Origin of the sequence: Achromobacter sp. NPDC058515, from assembly GCF_042721735.1 — a bacterium.
Taxonomy (GTDB): Bacteria; Pseudomonadota; Gammaproteobacteria; order Burkholderiales; family Burkholderiaceae_B; genus Achromobacter.
Window position 1 is genome coordinate 49,052 of record NZ_JBHXNI010000020.1, and the last position, 16,718, is coordinate 65,769.

General features: G+C 68.8%; 16 protein-coding genes. 11 read left to right on the forward strand and 5 right to left on the reverse strand.

Annotation, left to right across the window (positions count from 1 at the left end):
• Positions 1-6 precede the first annotated feature (6 nt).
• Both ACFWP0_RS26695 and ACFWP0_RS26700 read left to right on the forward strand, forming a co-directional pair.
• On the forward strand, positions 7-873 hold the full coding sequence (locus tag ACFWP0_RS26695) for an ATP-binding protein (RefSeq protein WP_377847347.1): 867 nt from the start codon (positions 7-9) through the stop codon (positions 871-873).
• Complete coding sequence (locus ACFWP0_RS26700; RefSeq protein ID WP_377847348.1) at positions 866-1,828, forward strand: Nudix family hydrolase; 963 nt, start codon at positions 866-868, stop codon at positions 1,826-1,828. Before ACFWP0_RS26695 ends, ACFWP0_RS26700 begins: the two co-directional genes overlap by 8 nt.
• A 33-nt stretch (positions 1,829-1,861) precedes the next feature.
• Here ACFWP0_RS26700 and ACFWP0_RS26705 read toward each other — a convergent pair whose 3' ends face one another.
• The 5 genes from ACFWP0_RS26705 to ACFWP0_RS26725 all read right to left on the reverse strand — a co-directional run bounded on the left by ACFWP0_RS26705 (position 1,862) and on the right by ACFWP0_RS26725 (position 6,188).
• On the reverse strand, positions 1,862-2,602 hold the full coding sequence (locus ACFWP0_RS26705; RefSeq protein WP_377847350.1) for an ABC transporter ATP-binding protein: 741 nt from the start codon (positions 2,600-2,602) through the stop codon (positions 1,862-1,864).
• A 1-nt stretch (position 2,603) separates the two neighbouring features.
• Complete coding sequence (locus ACFWP0_RS26710; RefSeq protein ID WP_377847352.1) at positions 2,604-3,311, reverse strand: ABC transporter ATP-binding protein; 708 nt, start codon at positions 3,309-3,311, stop codon at positions 2,604-2,606.
• Between the two features lie 18 nt (positions 3,312-3,329).
• Positions 3,330-4,211 (reverse strand): branched-chain amino acid ABC transporter permease, encoded by an 882-nt coding sequence (locus ACFWP0_RS26715; protein WP_377847354.1) that lies wholly within the window; start codon positions 4,209-4,211, stop codon positions 3,330-3,332.
• A gap of 10 nt (positions 4,212-4,221) precedes the next feature.
• Positions 4,222-5,214: a branched-chain amino acid ABC transporter permease gene (locus ACFWP0_RS26720; RefSeq protein WP_377847356.1), complete on the reverse strand. Its 993-nt coding sequence runs from the start codon at positions 5,212-5,214 to the stop codon at positions 4,222-4,224.
• Between the two features lie 89 nt (positions 5,215-5,303).
• A complete protein-coding gene (locus tag ACFWP0_RS26725) occupies positions 5,304-6,188 on the reverse strand; it encodes a LysR family transcriptional regulator (RefSeq protein ID WP_377847428.1) in 885 nt (294 codons plus the stop codon).
• A gap of 160 nt (positions 6,189-6,348) precedes the next feature.
• Between ACFWP0_RS26725 and ACFWP0_RS26730 the strand changes: the two genes are divergently transcribed.
• The 9 genes from ACFWP0_RS26730 (at position 6,349) to ACFWP0_RS26770 (ending at position 16,705) form a co-directional block, all read left to right on the forward strand.
• Positions 6,349-7,581 carry an amino acid ABC transporter substrate-binding protein gene (locus tag ACFWP0_RS26730; RefSeq protein ID WP_377847357.1) on the forward strand — a complete coding sequence of 411 codons (1,233 nt, stop codon included), beginning with the start codon at positions 6,349-6,351 and terminating at the stop codon, positions 7,579-7,581.
• A gap of 54 nt (positions 7,582-7,635) precedes the next feature.
• The gene (locus ACFWP0_RS26735) at positions 7,636-9,054 is read left to right on the forward strand and encodes an amidase (RefSeq protein WP_377847359.1); all 1,419 of its coding nucleotides are present in this window, start codon (positions 7,636-7,638) and stop codon (positions 9,052-9,054) included.
• A gap of 179 nt (positions 9,055-9,233) precedes the next feature.
• Complete coding sequence (locus ACFWP0_RS26740) at positions 9,234-10,655, forward strand: ABC transporter substrate-binding protein (protein WP_377847361.1); 1,422 nt, start codon at positions 9,234-9,236, stop codon at positions 10,653-10,655.
• A gap of 1 nt (position 10,656) precedes the next feature.
• Positions 10,657-11,778 carry an ABC transporter ATP-binding protein gene (locus tag ACFWP0_RS26745; RefSeq protein ID WP_377847362.1) on the forward strand — a complete coding sequence of 374 codons (1,122 nt, stop codon included), beginning with the start codon at positions 10,657-10,659 and terminating at the stop codon, positions 11,776-11,778.
• On the forward strand, positions 11,775-12,719 hold the full coding sequence (locus tag ACFWP0_RS26750) for a carbohydrate ABC transporter permease (RefSeq protein WP_377847364.1): 945 nt from the start codon (positions 11,775-11,777) through the stop codon (positions 12,717-12,719). Before ACFWP0_RS26745 ends, ACFWP0_RS26750 begins: the two co-directional genes overlap by 4 nt.
• The gene (locus tag ACFWP0_RS26755; protein WP_377847366.1) at positions 12,709-13,608 is read left to right on the forward strand and encodes a carbohydrate ABC transporter permease; all 900 of its coding nucleotides are present in this window, start codon (positions 12,709-12,711) and stop codon (positions 13,606-13,608) included. The genes ACFWP0_RS26750 and ACFWP0_RS26755 overlap by 11 nt, the downstream gene beginning before the upstream one ends.
• Positions 13,609-13,610: 2 nt before the next feature.
• Positions 13,611-14,522 (forward strand): DUF6963 family protein, encoded by a 912-nt coding sequence (locus ACFWP0_RS26760; protein WP_377847368.1) that lies wholly within the window; start codon positions 13,611-13,613, stop codon positions 14,520-14,522.
• A 4-nt stretch (positions 14,523-14,526) separates the two neighbouring features.
• A complete protein-coding gene (locus tag ACFWP0_RS26765; protein ID WP_377847370.1) occupies positions 14,527-15,192 on the forward strand; it encodes a TetR/AcrR family transcriptional regulator in 666 nt (221 codons plus the stop codon).
• A 13-nt stretch (positions 15,193-15,205) separates the two neighbouring features.
• Positions 15,206-16,705, forward strand: a complete 1,500-nt coding sequence (locus ACFWP0_RS26770) for an amidohydrolase family protein (RefSeq protein ID WP_377847372.1) — start codon at positions 15,206-15,208, stop codon at positions 16,703-16,705.
• Positions 16,706-16,718 lie beyond the last annotated feature (13 nt).

Genomic DNA, 16,718 nt, shown 5'->3' on the forward strand with positions numbered 1-16,718 from the left:
TCGACCATGACGGCCACCGAGTTCACCACCCTTATCCAGCGCGCCGAGCGCGTGCTGGCGCAGCTTGAGGCCTTTCTGCCTCCGGCCACGCCCGAGATCGACTGGAGCGCCCACGCGTTCCGCTGGCGCAAGCGCGGCGCGCGCGGCTGGCTGGACGCCGTGCGCCACGTGGCGCGCATCGACATGGAAGACCTCCAGCACATCGAGCGCCAGAAGGCCACCATCGACCGCAACACGCTGCAGTTCCTTGAGAACAAGCCCGCCAACAACGTGCTCATGACCGGCGCCCGCGGCACCGGCAAGAGCTCGCTGGTCAAGGCCATGCTGGCCGCCTACGGCGGGCGCGGGCTGCGCCTGATCGAAGTGGACAAGTCCGACCTCGGCGACCTGGCCGACATCGTCGAGCTGGTGGCCGCGCGCCCCGAACGCTTCATCGTGTTTTGCGACGACCTGTCCTTCGAGGAAGGCGAACCCGGCTACAAGGCGCTGAAATCGGTGCTGGACGGCTCGGTCTCGGCCTCGGGCGACAACGTGCTGATCTACGCCACGTCCAACCGGCGCCACCTGATGCCGGAATACATGAGCGAGAACCTGCAGGCCAAGCACCAGCCCGACGGCGAGATCCACCCCGGCGAGACCGTCGAGGAAAAGATCTCGCTGTCCGAGCGCTTTGGCCTGTGGCTGTCGTTCTATCCCTTCAAGCAGGACGACTACCTGGACATCGTGTACCACTGGCTGCGCGAACTCGGCTGCCCGGAATCGCAGATCGAGCCCTCGCGCACCGAAGCGCTGCAATGGACGATCGAGCGCGGCTCGCGGTCCGGCCGCGTGGCCTATCAATTCGCGCGCGACTGGGCGGCCCGCCATGTCTGAAAAAATCGTCGACGTCGCCGCCGGCCTGATCCTGCGTCCGGACGGCATGCTGCTGCTGGGCCAGCGGCCCGAAGGCAAGCCGTGGTCCGGCTGGTGGGAACTGCCGGGCGGCAAGCTGGAGCCCGGCGAGACCGTGCTGGAGGCGCTGGCTCGCGAGCTGCAGGAAGAGATCGGCATCCGCGTCACGCAGTCGCGCCGCTGGGTCACCTACGTGCACGTCTACCCGCACACCACGGTGCGGCTGGCGTTCTGCCACGTCACCGGCTGGGAAGGCGAGCCGCAAAGCCTGGAAAACCAGCGCCTGGAATGGGTGAATCCCGCCAACGCGGCATCGGTGGGCGACCTGCTGCCCGCCACCCTGCCCCCGCTGCGCTGGCTGCAGCTGCCCACCACCTACGGCATCAGCTCCATCGGTTCGCGAGCGGGCGTCGCCGCATTCCTGGGCCGCCTGGAGGCCGCGCTGGCGCGGGGCGTGAAGCTCGTGCAATTGCGCGAGCCGCAGTGGCCCGACGGCCCGGGCGCGAGCTCGCTGCATGAGGTGCTGCAGCAGATGATCAAGCGCTGCCGCGCCGCCGGCGCGCGCGTGCTGGTCAACAGCGTCCACCCCGCCGCCTGGTGGAAGGAAGCCGACGGCGTGCATCTGCGCACGGCGGACGCGGCGCGGCTGGCCGCCCGCCCCGAACTGCCCAAGGGCGCGCTGGTCGGCATTTCCGCGCACGACAACGCCCAGGTCGTCCACGGCCGCGACATCGGTGCCGACTTCGCGGTGCTGGGCCCGGTGCTGGACACGCCCAGCCACCCCGGCGCGCAGACGCTGGGCTGGGAAGGCTTTGTGGAAGGCAATCGCGACGCCGGCATTCCGGTGTTCGCGCTGGGCGGGCAGTCCACCCAGACCGTGTCGCAGGCGCTGCGCCACGGCGCGCACGGCATTGCCGGCATACGCGGCGTCATCTGACGCCGGGTCCGCCGGGGCTCGCCCCGGCGGGCCTCAGTCGATCTTGTAGTCCATCCACGAGGCGACCATCTCGCGCAGGCCGCCTTCTTCCTCGAACGCCTCGCGCGAACCTTCCGCCTTGTTGCGCCCGAGCTCCAGGATGTACATATAGTCGGACACCTCGGCGCAGCGCCGCACGTTCTGGTCCACCAGCACCACCGTCATGCCTTCGTCCGCAAAGCCGCGGATCAGCGCGTAGATCTCCTTGGAGATCTTGGGCGCCAGCATCGCCGTGGGCTCGTCCAGCAGGATCACCGAAGGCTCGATGAGCAGCGCCCGGCCGAATTCCACGAAGCGCTGCTGCCCGCCGCTCATGCTGGACACCGGGTCGTTGCGCTTTTGCGCCAGGATGGGAAAGCGCTCGTAGACCGAGTCGATGCGCTGGCGCACGCGCGCCTTGTCGCGGCGAAACGGCCAGCAGCCCAGCAGCAGGTTGTCGTGCACGGACAGGTCGCCGAACAGGCTGCGGTGCTGCGGCACGAACGCCACGCCGTGGCTGGCGCGCTCATGCGAGGGCTGCGCGCTGATGTCCTTGCCGCGCAGCGTGATGCGGCCGGTGCGCGGCGGCAGAAAGCCGAACAAGGTCTTGAGCACCGTGGATTTCCCGGCGCCGTTGGGGCCGATCACGCCGGTGACCTTGCCCGCGCGCGCCTGGACATTGATGCGGTTCAGAATCGTGATGTCGCCGTGATAGGCCACGGTCACGTCTTCCAGCGCAAGGATCGCGGTGCTCATGTCAGGCTCCCAGATAGGCTTCGACCACCCGCGGGTCGGCGCGCACTTGATCGGCGTTGCCCTGGCTGAGGATAGCGCCTTCGTTCATGACGATGATGTGGTGGGACAGCTGGTAGATGGAGGTCAGGTCGTGCGACACCAGCACCACCGAGCAATCGTGGCCGGCGGGCAGTTCGCGGATCACCGAGATCAGCAGCTGCGCGAGCGCCGGGTTGACGCCCGCGAACGGCTCGTCCAGCAGCACGACCTTGGGCTGCGCCACCATGATGCGCGCGAGCTCCACCAGTTTCTGCTGGCCGCCCGACAGCTCCTCGGCGTAGTTGTGCCGCAAGCGGTGCAGCTCCACCTTGTGCAGCCAGTACTCGGATTGCGCGTAGCGCTCGTCGGCGCTGCGGCCTGTCTGCTGCTGCGCCACCTCCAGGTTGTCCAGCAGCGTCAGCTGGCGGAAGATGCGCGGCACCTGGAAGGTGCGCCCCACGCCCAGCCGGGCCACCTCGTGCACCGGGCGCCCGCCGATGTCGCGGCCGTCCAGCTCGATGCGGCCCTCGTCCGGCGTGTAGATGCCGTTGATGCAATTGAGCATCGTGGTCTTGCCCGACCCGTTCATGCCGATGATGCCCAGGATGGAGCCCTTCGGCACCTCCAGGTCCACGCCCTGCAGCGCCACCAGGCCGCCGAAGCGCTTCTTGAGATTCGTGACTTTCAACATGATGCGTCCGGCTCCCGGTTAGCGCAGCGCCTGGCGGCCGAACAGGCCGCTGGGCCGGATGAAGATGGTGGCGACCATCAGCGCGAAACCGCAGATGGTGGCGATGGAGGGGTTGAAGAACACCACCGACACCTGCTCGGTGATGCCGAACAGCAACGCGCCGACCAGGGCGCCCACCGGATGCCCCAGGCCGCCCAGCACGATGACGATGAAGCCGATCAGCGTGTAGTCGTTGCCCATGAACGGCGAGAACGCCGGGAACACCATGGCGACCAGCACGCCGCTGGCCGCCGCCAGGCCCACGCCCAGGCCGAACGCCACGGCCGACAGCCGCTCCGCGTTGATGCCCACGATGCGCACCGCGTCGCGGTTCATGATGATGGCGCGCAGCGCCTTGCCCAACTGGGTGCGGTACAGGAACACCGTCAGCGCGGCGATGATGGCCAGCGCAATGGCCAGCGCCAGCAGGCGCACCGTGGGGATCAGGACCGGGCCGAACTTCAGGAAGACGGGCTGGATCTCGTAAGGCAGGGAGCGGGCATCCGCGTCGAACGCCAGCAGCATCAGCGCGCCCAGCATGATGGACACGCCGAACATCAGCAGCAGCGAGCTGATCTCCGGATCGTCCGCCTTCGACAGCCTGGGAATCAGCACGAAGTACAGCAGGTAGCCGGCCAGGAAGAAGGCGGCGAACGCCAGCGGCAGGGCCGCCAGCGGATTGATGCCCGCGTACTCCAGCAGGTAGAACGCGAAGTACGCGCCCAGCACCAGGAACTCGCCGTGCGCGAAGTTCACCACCCGCAGCACGCCGAAGACGACGTTGAGCCCCACGCCGATCAGGCCGTAGATGGCGCCCAGGATCAGGCCGTTGATCAGGCCTTGGATAAGCAGTCCGGTCATGGCGGGGTCCTCAGGCGATGTAGCGGCGCAGTTGCGGCTTGCGTTTGATCAGGCTGCCCACGATGCCCCGCGGCAGGAACAGCATCAGCAGGACGATGATGAGGCCCAGCAGCAGCAGGTTCACCACCGGGAATTTCTGCCAGATCATGTGGTCGATGCCCAGCAGCGCCAGCGTTCCGACCACCGGCCCGAGAATGGTGCCGAAGCCGCCCGCCATCGCATAGATGATGCTTTTTGCCGTGATCAGCACATGGAAGGCGTATTCCGGGTCGACGACGTTCGTGTACCAGGCCTCGATGCCGCCGGCCAGCGCCGGAAACAGGGCGGCCAGCAGCCAGGCCTTCAGGCGGGTATTGGGAACGTGGATCCCGACGCAGGCGGCCGCGCCGTCGTCGTCGCGTATGGCCTTGAGCGCGCGGCCCAGGCCGGACACGGACAGCCAGGTGACGGTGGCCAGCGTGGCGCCCATGACGATCAGCATGGCGTAGTAGCTGTGCGTGGGATTGTTGGCCGAAGACAGGATGATGCCCATGCTGCCGCCGGTGAACGACTGCGGCAGATTGGAAATGATCAGCTTGACGATGGTGGCCAGCGCCAGGCTCACGATGCCGAAGTACACGCCGCGCAGGCGCAGGGTGGGCGCCAGGAGCAGCGCGATCGCCACGCCCACGCCGCCCGCGGCCAGCAGCGACGGCAGGATGGGCCAGCCCAGGATCTTGTAGCAGATGCCGGTGGCGTAGGAGCCCACGCCGTAGAACACCACATAGCCGAAGGGCAGATAGCCCGTGAACCCGACGCAGATGTTCATGGCGCTGGCCATGGTGATCCACAGCATCAGGTAGAACGCGAAGGAGATGTTCGAGGTCGCCATGGGGATCACGGCAAGGCCGGCCGCCAGCGCGGCGAAGAGGGTCACTGCGATGCGGGTGCGCAACCGCACGGCGCGCAGGTCCTGCGCGCGATGCGAAGCCGCGCCCGCCGCCAGGGCGGGACTGCTGCTCATGATGTCTTCCTCCGGGCCGTCTCGGGTTGGATGGCCGCTCTATTTGGAGGCGATTATGAACAGTTCAAACCATAACCGCAAGTTAAGGACTAACCCTTATCCGCGCCGGGAAACGCCTCCGCCAGCACCTCGCGCAGCTCCTTGATGAACTGCATGGCGATCTGCGACGGCTCCCGGTTGCTGGCATAGACGGCCGAGATATTCAGGGGGATGCGCTCCTGCAGCGGCACGATCACGACGTCCGGCATGGTGTTCTGCATGACCGTGAATTCATCCACGATGGCGATCCCCACCCCGGCATTGACCAGGGCGCACGCCAACTGGCTCCAGGGCACGTCGGCGCACATGCGGCAGGGCAGCCCGGCCTGCTCGAACGCGCCCAGCACCAGCATGCCGAAAGGCATGCGGGTGCCGACCACGATGTGCGGATGCGGGGAAAGATCCGCCAGGCTGACCGACTCCCGGCCCGCCAGCGCATGGCTCTTGGGGATGGCCGCCACCATGCGCCCCACATGCAGGAGCTGGGAGGTCAGGAAGGGGTGGTCCGCCTGCATCACCACCAGGCCCAGCTCGGCCTCGCCTTGCAGCACGTCGGTGATCAGGCTGGGCAGGGCCGAGGTGTTCAGCCGCAGCAGCAGCTCCGGATGCCGCCGCTGGAAGCGCGCCACCGCGCGCGGCACCAGGAACTGCGCCAGGCTGGGAATGGAGGCCAGGCGCAGCACGCCCGTGCCGTGCTCGGACAGCGCGTCGGCCAGATCGTTGACCCGCTGCATCATGCGCTGGGTTTTCTCGATTTCCTCAAACAGGCTGTGGACTTGCGGGGTGGGCCGCAGCCGCCCGCGGACCCGCTCGAAGAGCGTCACGGCCATGCTCTTCTCGGTCTGCGCCAGCATCCGGCTGACCGCCGGCTGCGAGATGTTCAGCAGCCGCGCCGCGCCGCTGATCGAGCCGGCCATGACGATGGCCCAGAGCATTTCGGTCTGTCGGTAATTCAATTTATTCAAGGCGTGCGCTCCATGCCTATTTGTTATACGCTTTGTCGCGTATTGGGCAATTATTGCCCAATACCGGGTTCTCTAGCCATGCTTCGCGGCGGAAAGAGGGCCCCAAATCTATAACGATTGGAGACATCCCATGTTCGCTAAATCCTGGTTGTTCCGTTTACCGGCGCTGGCCATGGCCCTCGCCGCCTTGACTCCCGCCACGGGCGCCGCCCAAAACTCGGACAAGATCCGCGTCGGCATGACGGTCTCGTCCACCGGCAGCTTTGCGCTCGCATCGCAATCCGGCGTGCGCGGCGTGGAATTGTGGGTGGACGACGTCAATCGCCGCGGCGGCATCGACATCAAGGGCAAGAAGTATCCCGTCGAGCTGGTCAAGCTGGATGACCGCAGCGACAAGCAGATGGTCACGCGTGTCTACGAACGCCTGATTGTCGATGAAAAAGTGGATCTGGTGTTTGCGCCCTTTGGCTCCACGCTGACGGCCGCGGCCGCCACCGTGACGGAGCGGCTGGGCAAATACATGATGGTCTGGTCCGCCGCCAGCGACGACCTGTACAAGCAAGGCTTCAAGAACATGGTGTCCGGCACCCAGATGCCAGTGTCCGCCATGCTGCGCGCCAACATGGAGCTGGCCGCCAGGCAGGGCGTGAAGAAGGTGGCGCTGCTGTACTCGGACGAACCGTTCCCCGCGGGCCTGGCCGAGGGGGGACGGGAACAGGCAACCAAGAACGGCATGCAGGTCGTGCTGTTCGAGAAATACCCGAAGGGCCAGAAGGACTTCAGCACCATCCTGCAGAAGGCGCGCGCGGCGGGCGCCGAAGCGCTGGTGCCGACCTCCTACGAGGGCGACCTGATCAGCATGACGCGGCAGATGAAGCAGTTGGACATCAACTTCCCCTACGTCTTCATGGTGTATGCATCGACGCCGCAGTTCCAGGCGATCGGCGCGGACGCCAACTACATCTACAGCCACACCAACTACCACCCCGCGATCAACTGGAAGGTCAACGCGGGCATGAGCCGCGAGCAGTTCGCGGCGGCCTACGACCAGCGCTTCCCCAAGGCCGAGTTCCCGCCCGACTTCCAGACGGCGCTGGCCTACGGCGCGGGCGCGATCACCGAGGAGATCGTGAAGAAGGCAGGCAATACCGATGCCGCGGCGCTCAAGCAGGCGTCGCTGGACCTGTCGGGCAAGCTCACGGTAATGGCCGGCCCCTACGCCATCGACGACACCGGCAAGCAATTGCTGATGCCGTTCCCGGTGGTGCAGCTGCTGCCGGGCAAGGGCATGGTGCCCGTGTGGCCCGCCGACGTGGCCGTGGAAAAGCCCGTTTACCCCACCCCTGACTGGAACAAGCGCTAGCCGCGCACGAGCAGCCGGCCGCGCGCGCGGCCGGCGCATCAACCTGAGGAAAACATGTCTGAAATCGCATTTGCCACGCTGGGCGAGCTGGCGGACGGCTTGAGCAAAGGCCGCTACAGCTCGGTCGAATTGACGCAGCACTTCCTGGACCGCATCGCCCGGGCCAATCCGGCGCTGGGCGCTTATGTCAGCGTGGACAGCGCCGCAGCCCTGGGCCTGGCCCAGGCCGCCGACGCGCGCCGCCGCGCCGGCTACGGCCTGCTCAGCCCGCTGGACGGCGTGCCCGTGGCCGTCAAGGACCTGTGCGACGTGCAGGGCCAGGTCACCACCGCGGGCTCCGAAGCCTGGCGCGACCGCCGCAGCGGCGTCACGGCCACCGCCGTCGCGCGCCTGCTGGGCGCAGGCATGGTGGTGCTGGGCAAGACCCACATGGTCGAATTCGCTTTCGGCGGCTGGGGCACGAACCCCGTCATGGGCACGCCGCGCAATCCCTGGGACCTGGAACAGGCGCGCATTCCCGGCGGCTCGTCCAGCGGCTCCGGCGTGGCCGTGGCGGCCGGCCTGGCTCCCGCCGCGCTGGGTTCCGACACGGGCGGCTCGGTGCGGATTCCCGCCGCGCTAAACGGCGTCACCGGGCTGAAGACCACGCGCGGGCTGATCAGCCTGCATGGCGCCGTGGCGCTGTCGAGCACGCTGGACTCCATCGGCCCGCTCACGCGCGACACCCGCGACGCGATGCTGCTCACCGCCCTGATGGCGGGTCCCGACGCGCAAGACCCGCTCACGCAGGGCATTCCCGCCTTCCACTACCGCGAACCCGCCGCGGGCGCGCAGCCGCTGCGCGGCGTGCGCATCGCGATGATGCCCGCCTCGCAGCACCCCATCGCCGCGGATGCCGACGCGCTGGCCGCCCTGGACGACGCGCGGCGCGCGCTGATCGGCCTGGGCGCGGACGTGGCCGAAACGCCCTTCCCCTTCGACTTCCGCGAGATGATGCTGCGCAACGGCCAGATCATCGCGGCCGAGGCCTACGCCATGCACCGCGACTACATCGAAGACCCGGCGCAGCCTATCGGCCAGTACGTGCGCGCCCGCGTGCTGTCGGGCAAGGGCGTGTCCGCGGCCGACTACATCGCCGCGCTGCAGGCGCACGCGCAGGCCCGGCAGGCCTGGCTGGACTGGATGCGCGACATCGACGCGGTGCTGACCCCGTGCGCACCCTTTGGCGCGCGACGCCTGGACGAAGTGGACGAGGCGGCCACCCCGCTGGCCGCCTTCACCCGCGCGGGCAACTACGTCAACGCGTCGGGGCTGGCCCTGCCCGCGGGCTTCACCGCCGGCGGCCTGCCCCTGAGCGTGCAATTGCTGGGCAAGCCCAACGGCGAAGGCGCGCTGGGCAGGATAGGCATGGCCTTCCAGTCCGCGACCGACTGGCATCGCCGCCGCCCCGACCTGAGCGCGGTCGGGTTGTAAGTCCGTTGCGGGACGCCGGCGGCGCGCGCCGCCGGCGTTCGCCAAGCGTCCTAGGGAAACTCCCCCCTTGCTGCCGATTGGCCTGAAGCAATATCTTGGACGCCAAATGTGACCATGCAGTCACATGAGTTCGCTGCACCCTCTCTTTGTCGTCGTCCCCAACAACAAGGAAGTCCGGCATGCCCCAGCGTTCACCCTTTGCAGACCCGGCCGGCGCCGCCCGCCGCGACTTCCTCTTGCGCGGCGCGGCAGGCCTGGCCGGCGCGGCGGGCCTGGCGGCCGGCGGCTGGCCCTTGCAGGCGCTGGCGCAGTCCGCCCCGCCGCTGACCTTCGCCTTCTGGCCCTGGGGCAGCGAAATCGTGCAGCAAGGGGCCGCGCGCTTCTCGCAGGAGCGCGGCGTGCCCGTGAACCTGTCGCCCATCCCCGGCGACTATGCCGCCGTGCTGGAAACCCAGCTCGCCGCCAAGGCGCCCCTGGACATGTTCTATGCGCAGCGCGGCCAGGCCTCGCGCTGGTATGCCGCCGGCTGGATCCGGCCGATCGACGACATGCCCGGCCTGGCCGACATCCAGAAGCAGATGTTCCCGGGCATCGTAGAGGACGCCAAGGCGACGGACGGCCGCTATCTCGGGCTGACTTACTACAACGGCGGCCCGTTCGCCCTGTTCCGCAACGAGCAGATGCTGGGCGAGGCCGGCTTTGGCGGCACCGCCAATGCCGCCGACTATCCGCAGGACTGGGCCACGGTCGAAAAGCAGGCGCGCGAGATCAAGAAGAAAGGCCTGGCCGAGCACCCCATGCTGATGCCCTGGTACAACGCCTGGACCGGCCTGCCGTGGGCGCTGATCGCCCAGTGCTTTGCCGAAGGCGAGCGCTTCGTCGATGGCGAGCTGCGCGCGACCTTCGGCCCCGATACGCCCTTGGTGAAGGTGCTGACGGACTGGAAGCGCTGGTGGGACGACGAACTGGTGCAGCGCGCCGTGCTGACCTGGTCGGGCACCGAGACATCCAGCTCGTGGATGAAAGGCCAGCACGCCTTCCACCTGAACATCGACTACTACAGCTTCAACTACAACGATCCGGCCAAGAGCAGGATCGCCGCGTATTCCAGCTACAACCCCGTGGTGCCCGGCGCCACGCACGACACCGTGCTGGTGGGCCACGCGCTGCTGTGCATGTCCACCCGCAAGCGCAGCGACGCCGAGCAGGCCGCGCTATGGGAACTGGTGAAGTACTTCGGCTACCGCGACAAGGCCGGCCAGCTCACCACGCACAAGAACTGGATCGCCAAGGCCAACCTGGAAGTGCCGTTCCCCGAGCTGTACAGCGATCCCGCCAGCAAGGCGGCCATCATGAAATGGATGTACCCCGCCCATTCCGAGCAGGTCTACCAATGGCTGTTCCAGGGCCGCGAGAAAGCCGTGGCCGCCAACATCCTGAAAGCGCCCTGGTATCAGGAATGGGACGCCGGCATGCACGAGATGATCGCGCAGGACCTGCTGATCAAGGGCTCGAAGACGCCCGCGCAGGTGGCGACCGAGCTGCGCGCCCGCTGGGACGCGCTCTACAAGAAGTACGCCAAGATTCTGAACCGGAGCTGATATGGCCAGCGTCACCCTGCAAGGCATCCAGAAGGCCTATACCCACTTCCAGGCCGTGCGCTCGCTGGACCTGGACATCCGGGACGGCGAATTCGTGGTGCTGCTGGGGCCCTCCGGCTGCGGCAAGACCACCACGCTCAACATGATCGCCGGGCTGGACACGCCCACCGGCGGCGAAATCCGCATCGCCGACCGGCGCGTGGACCAGGTGCCGCCGCACCGGCGCAACGTGGCGATGGTGTTCCAGAGCATCGCGCTGTATCCGCACATGACCGTGCGCGAGAACATCGGCTTTCCGCTGCGCATGCAGAAGATGCCGTCCGCCGAAGTGCGCACCCGCGTGGACCGCGCCGCCAGCCTGCTGCGCGTGGAATCCATGCTGGACAGGAAGCCCTACCAGCTGTCGGGCGGCCAGCGCCAGCGCGTGGCCATCGGCCGCGCCGTGGTGCGCAACCCCGACCTGTTCCTGTTCGACGAACCCTTGTCCAGCCTGGACGCCAAGCTGCGCACCGACATGCGGGTGGAGCTCAAGCGCCTGCACCGCACGCTGCAGGCCACCTTCATCTATGTCACGCACGACCAGGTCGAGGCGATGACGCTGGCCGACCGCATCGCGGTGATGTCCGGCGGCAACCTGCTGCAGTTCGCCGATCCGGACACCATCTACCGCCGCCCCGCCAACATGGAAGTGGCCGACTTCATCGGCAACCCCGGCATGAACTTCCTGCGCGGCGCGCTGGCGGCGCACGATGGCGCGCCCGCGCTGATGACCGAAGCCGGCCGCTACGTGCTGCCGCCCGCGCTTGCCGCCGCCGCCCGCGCGCTGCCGGTGGGCAGCCAGGCCACGCTGGGCATCCGGCCTGAAGCCATGGCGCCCGCGCCGCTGGCGGGCGACGGCCTGCTGCTGGAAGGCCGCGTCTGGGCCGTCGAGCCCGTGGGCCCAGACCAATTCGTGGACGTGGCGGCGGGCGGCGAAGAGGGCCCGCGCCTGCGCGCCCGCCTGCCGCCCGAGCGCCGCTACGAGGTGGGCGCGCCGATAGCCCTGGCGCTGCCCGCCCAGCGCCTGTATCTGTTCGACGCCCAGGGGCTGCGCGTGCATGGCGGCGAGGAGCCGCGGTCATGAGCGCCGCCAGCCTGTCTCCCGCCCGCCCCGCCCTGGCGCGGCAGGGCGGCAAGGAGATGTCGGACCTGGGCTTCGCGATGACCGTGATCGTGGCGGTCTATGCGCTGAATACGCTGATCATCGGCGTGCCGCTGGGCTATTCGTTCTGGCTCAGCCTGCACGACACCAACGCCATCCTGCGCACCGAGGAATTCGTGGGCGCCGAGCTGTACGGCGAGGTGCTGGGCGACCCCGCCGTGATCGACGCGATCTGGCGCAGCCTGGGCTTTGTGGCAATGTGCGTGGCGGGATCGTTCGCCGCCGCGCTGGGCATCGCGCTGGTGCTGAACGAAGAGATGCCGCTGCGCGGCCTGGTGCGCGGGCTGGCGCTGCTGCCCTGGGCCATGTCCCAGGTCGTGACCGCCACCGTATTCTCGTTCCTGCTCAATCCCAGCTTCGGCGCGCTGACCGGCCTGCTGGCGCCCTTGGGGCTGGCCAGCGCCGCCACCGTCTGGCTGTCCAGCGACTGGGCGCTGTTCTGGGTGGCGCTCGCCTTCGTCTGGCATATCGCGCCGCTCGGCAGCTTTTTCTACCTGGCCGCGCTGCAGACCATTCCCCGCGACCTGTACCGCGCGGCGCGCGTGGACGGCGCGGGGCCGCTCTCGCGCTTTCGGCACATCACGCTGCCGCACCTGAAGCACACGACGCTGATCGTGCTGGTGGTGATGACGGTGGAAGCGGTGCGCCAGTTCGACCTGCTGTTCTCGCTGACGCGCGGCGGGCCCGGCACGTCGACGCAGATCCTGCCGCTGCTGATCTTCCGCTACAACTTCGAATTCTCGAAGTACGGGCTGGCCTCGGCCGCGGCGTTCCTGCTGACCGTGCTGTCCCTGCTGCTGGCCACCGCCTATTTCATGCTGATCCGCAAGAAGCGGACACCAGGAGAAGCCCATGCGAAATGACGCCGCGCAAGTCACCGGCGAAGGCTGGCGCCCCTGGCTGGTGGGAGCCGGCGTGGCGCTGGTGGCGTTCTGGTGCCTGTTCCCGCTGTACTGGACGCTGAAGGCCTCTTTCATGGACGAGTCCGCCATCATCATGGGCGTGGCGCACAACGCGGGCGGATTCACGTTCGACAACTACCTGCGCGTGCTGGGCCTGTCCACGTCGGACTCGATCTTCGGCGGCCAGACCAAGGCCATCATGTCGGGCTTCGTGAACAGCGCGCTGGTGGCGCTGCCGGCGGCGGCCGTGGGCACGGCCATCGCCACGCTGGCGGGCTATGTGCTAGGCCGCTTCGAGTTTCCGTTCAAGGGCCCGCTGCTCTATGTGCTGCTGGCCTCGCGCACCTTGCCGCCGATCGCCCTGCTGATCCCGTACTACGTGTTCTTTGCCGCCATCGGCCTGGCGGGCAGCCTATTCGGGCTGTGGATCGTGTACCTGACCGCCGTGATCCCGCTGCTGTCCTGGGTGCTGATGGGCTACTTCGCCTCCCTGCCTGTCGAGATCGAGCGCGCCGCGCGCATGGACGGCTGCACGCGCTGGCAGATGCTGCGCCACGTCACGCTGCCCATGGCGCTGCCGGGCATCGCCGCGGCCTTCATCATTGCCTTCCTGGTGGGATGGAACGACCTGCTGTTCGCCATCGTGCTGACCGGCGGAACCTCGGCGCAGACCCTGTCCGCCTCGCTCCTGGGGCTGTCGCCCCTGATGCCGGGCTTTCGCGCCGACCTGGGGCTGTTCGCCGCGGCCAGCATGCTGGCTGCCCTGCCTCCGCTGGCGCTGGCCATGCTGTTCCAGCGCTTCATCACCAACCTGAACATCGTCGATCCCGTGACGAGCAATACGGATTAGCGATGACGATAGGCGTAGCGGCTTGCGGCCCCCAGGCGGGCGCGGCGGTGCGGGCGGCGGCGCTGGCCGCCGAACTGCTGGGCCATGGCGCCATCGGCGGGTTTGCGGTGTTCGCCGTCCTGGACGACGACGGCTGCGTGCGGCATGCGGCGTGCCAGCGCGGCGGCGTCGCGGCGCTGGACCTGCCCGCGTCCTGGCTGCGCGCCCGCCATGCCGCCCTGATCGAAAGCGGACCGGACCGGCCCGAGCCGCTGGCGCAGTTCCTGCCCGGCGCCGACGGCGTGGGGCTGGTGACCGGCCACCGGCTGCCCAACCGGCCGGGCGCGGACGGCATCGCGCTGAACCAGGCGGCGCTGCGCCTGATGGCCGCGGGCGCGGCGCCCGCCGCCGCGGTCCGGCAGGTGCTGGACGCGCATCCGGAGATCGACGCCGGCCTCATCGCGCTGTCGGCCGCGGGCGAGATCGGCTGGGGCAATACGTTGCGCGTGTCGCGCCGTCCCGACCAGGGGCATGCCTGGCGCGACAACGGCGCCTGCCGCGTGGCGGTGCTGCACAACTCCATCCACCCCTGCGCGCCGCTGGCCGACGCCATGGCGGACCTGGCATGGCATGCCCTGACCGGCGAATCCGGCCCGTATCGCGCGCTGGCATTGCGCGCCCCGGTCGCGATCGCCGCCGCCGCGCGCGACCGCGTGCTGGTGGATGAACGGGGGCAGATACTGGCCATCGAGCAGGCCGACCCGTCCCTGCCCCTGTCCCGGCGCCGCGCCAGCGCGGTCTATCTGGGCAGCGAAGTCTGGCAAGATGGCAGGAAGATCGGCCACACCGTCAGCGAACTCAGCGCCGACATGGCCGACGGCCGGGTGTTCGGCGTGCCGGACCCCGCCCGCTCCCTCGTCATCATGAAGGAATAGGCCCATGTCCCGCCGTGAAAATACCGAGCGACAGATCCTGCAAGCCCTGGAAGCCCAGATCCTGGAAACCGGCATGGGCGGCGTCGGCATCAACGCCATCGCCAAGCGCGCCGGCGTCAGCAAAGAACTCATCTACCGCTACTTCGACGGCATGCCCGGGCTGATGCTGGCCTGGATGCAGGAGCAGGACTTCTGGACGCGCAACCCCGGCCTGCTGGCCGCCGACGAATCCAGCCAGCGCACCCCGGGCGAACTGGTGCTGTCCATGCTGCGCGCGCAGATCGACGCGCTGGCCTGCAACGAGACGCTGCGCGAAGTCCGCCGCTGGGAACTGATTGAACGCAACGAGGTGTCCGCGCCGCTGGCCGAACGCCGCGAACGCGCCGCGCGCGGCTTCATCGACCGCGTCGACGGCCTGGCCCCCGACGTGGACATGCCCGCCGTCGTCAGCGTGATGCTGGCGGGCGTGCTGTACCTGATGCTGCGCGCCAAGACCGAATCCCATTTCCTGGGCGTGCCGCTGCGCACGCCGGAAGGCTGGGACCGGATCAACGGCGCGCTGGAACACCTGGTGGCCCACGGCTTTCCGCCGGCCTTGAACACCGAGTCCCTCGCCAACCTGGAGGCGCGCCGCAGCCCGCCGCGGCCGGCCTCCAACCCCGAAACCTGAACCCTCGCCCCCCATGCCCGCGCATCCCGACCAGCACGACTACGACATCATCATCACCGGCGGCCTGGTGGCCGACGGCCTCGGCGGCCCCGCCCGCCGCGCCGACCTCGCCATCCAGGGCGAGCGCATCGCCGCCATCGGCGACGGCTCGGCATGGCGCGCGCGGCGCCGCATCGACGCCACGGACAAGGTGGTGTCGCCGGGCTTTATCGACTGCCACACCCATGACGACCGCGCGCTGCTGGGCACGCCGCTCATGCGCCCCAAGGTCAGCCAGGGCATCACCACCGTCGTGACGGGCAACTGCGGCATCAGCCTGGCTCCCGTGCGCGCGCCGGGCGACGTCGTGCCGCCGCCGCTCAACCTGCTGGCCAAGCACACCGGCGAGCTCTATGCCCGCATGCGGGACTACGCCGACGCGCTGCACGCCGCCCCGGCGGCCGTGAACAGCCTGGCGCTGGTGGGCCATTCCAGCCTGCGCGTGTCCGCCATGTCCCGGCTGGACCGCCCGGCCGACAAGAACGAGATCGCCGCCATGCGCCGCGCGCTGGACGAGGCCATGGCCGCCGGCGCCGCCGGCCTGTCCACCGGCCTGTACTACCCCACCGCCATGCACGCCAGCACCGAGGAAGTGATCGGCGTGGCCGAGCCCCTGTCCCGCTGGCGCGGCCTGTACACCACCCATCTGCGCGACGAGGCCGACCACGTCTGCGATTCCATGGAAGAGGCCTTCCTGATCGGCCGCGCGGCCGATGTGCCCGCCATCCTGTCGCACCACAAGGTCACGGGCAAGCACAACCACGGCCGCACCGTCGAGACCCTGGCGCTGTACGACCGCGCGCGCGCCAACCAGCCGCTGGGCATGGACGTGTATCCCTACGCGGCGTCGTCCACCATCCTGGAGCCGCGCCGCGTCGCCGCCGGCGAGAAGATCATCGTCACCTGGTCGCAGACCCGCCCGGAAATCCAGGGCGTGGACCTGCGCGAGCTGGCCGAGCGCGAAGGCAAGGATCCCACCCGGCTGGCCGAAGAGCTGTCGCCGGGCGGCGCCATCTATTTCTCGATGGACGAAGAGGACGTCAAGCGCGTCATCGGCCATGGCAACGTGATGATCGGCTCCGACGGCCTGCCGCATGACCAGCGGCCGCATCCGCGCCTGTGGGGCGCGTTCTCGCGCGTGCTCGCGCGCTATGTGCGCGAGATGCGCGTGCTGGGCATGGAAGAGGCGATCCGCCGCATGACCGGCCTGACGGCCGCGCAGTTCGGCCTGAAGGACCGCGGCGTGCTGCGGGCCGGCTGCTATGCCGACGTGGTGGTGTTCGATCCGCGCACCGTCGCCGACCTGGCCAGCTTCGCCGAACCGACGCTGCCGTCCACCGGCATCCAGGCCGTGCTGGTCAACGGCCTCTTGGTCGAGGAAAACGGCGCGGCCACCGGCGCCCGCCCCGGCCGCCTGCTGCGGGGCGACGACCGCGCCGCGCCCGGCCTGGATACGCCGGCCTGGGCGGCCTGAGGCTTACGCCCAG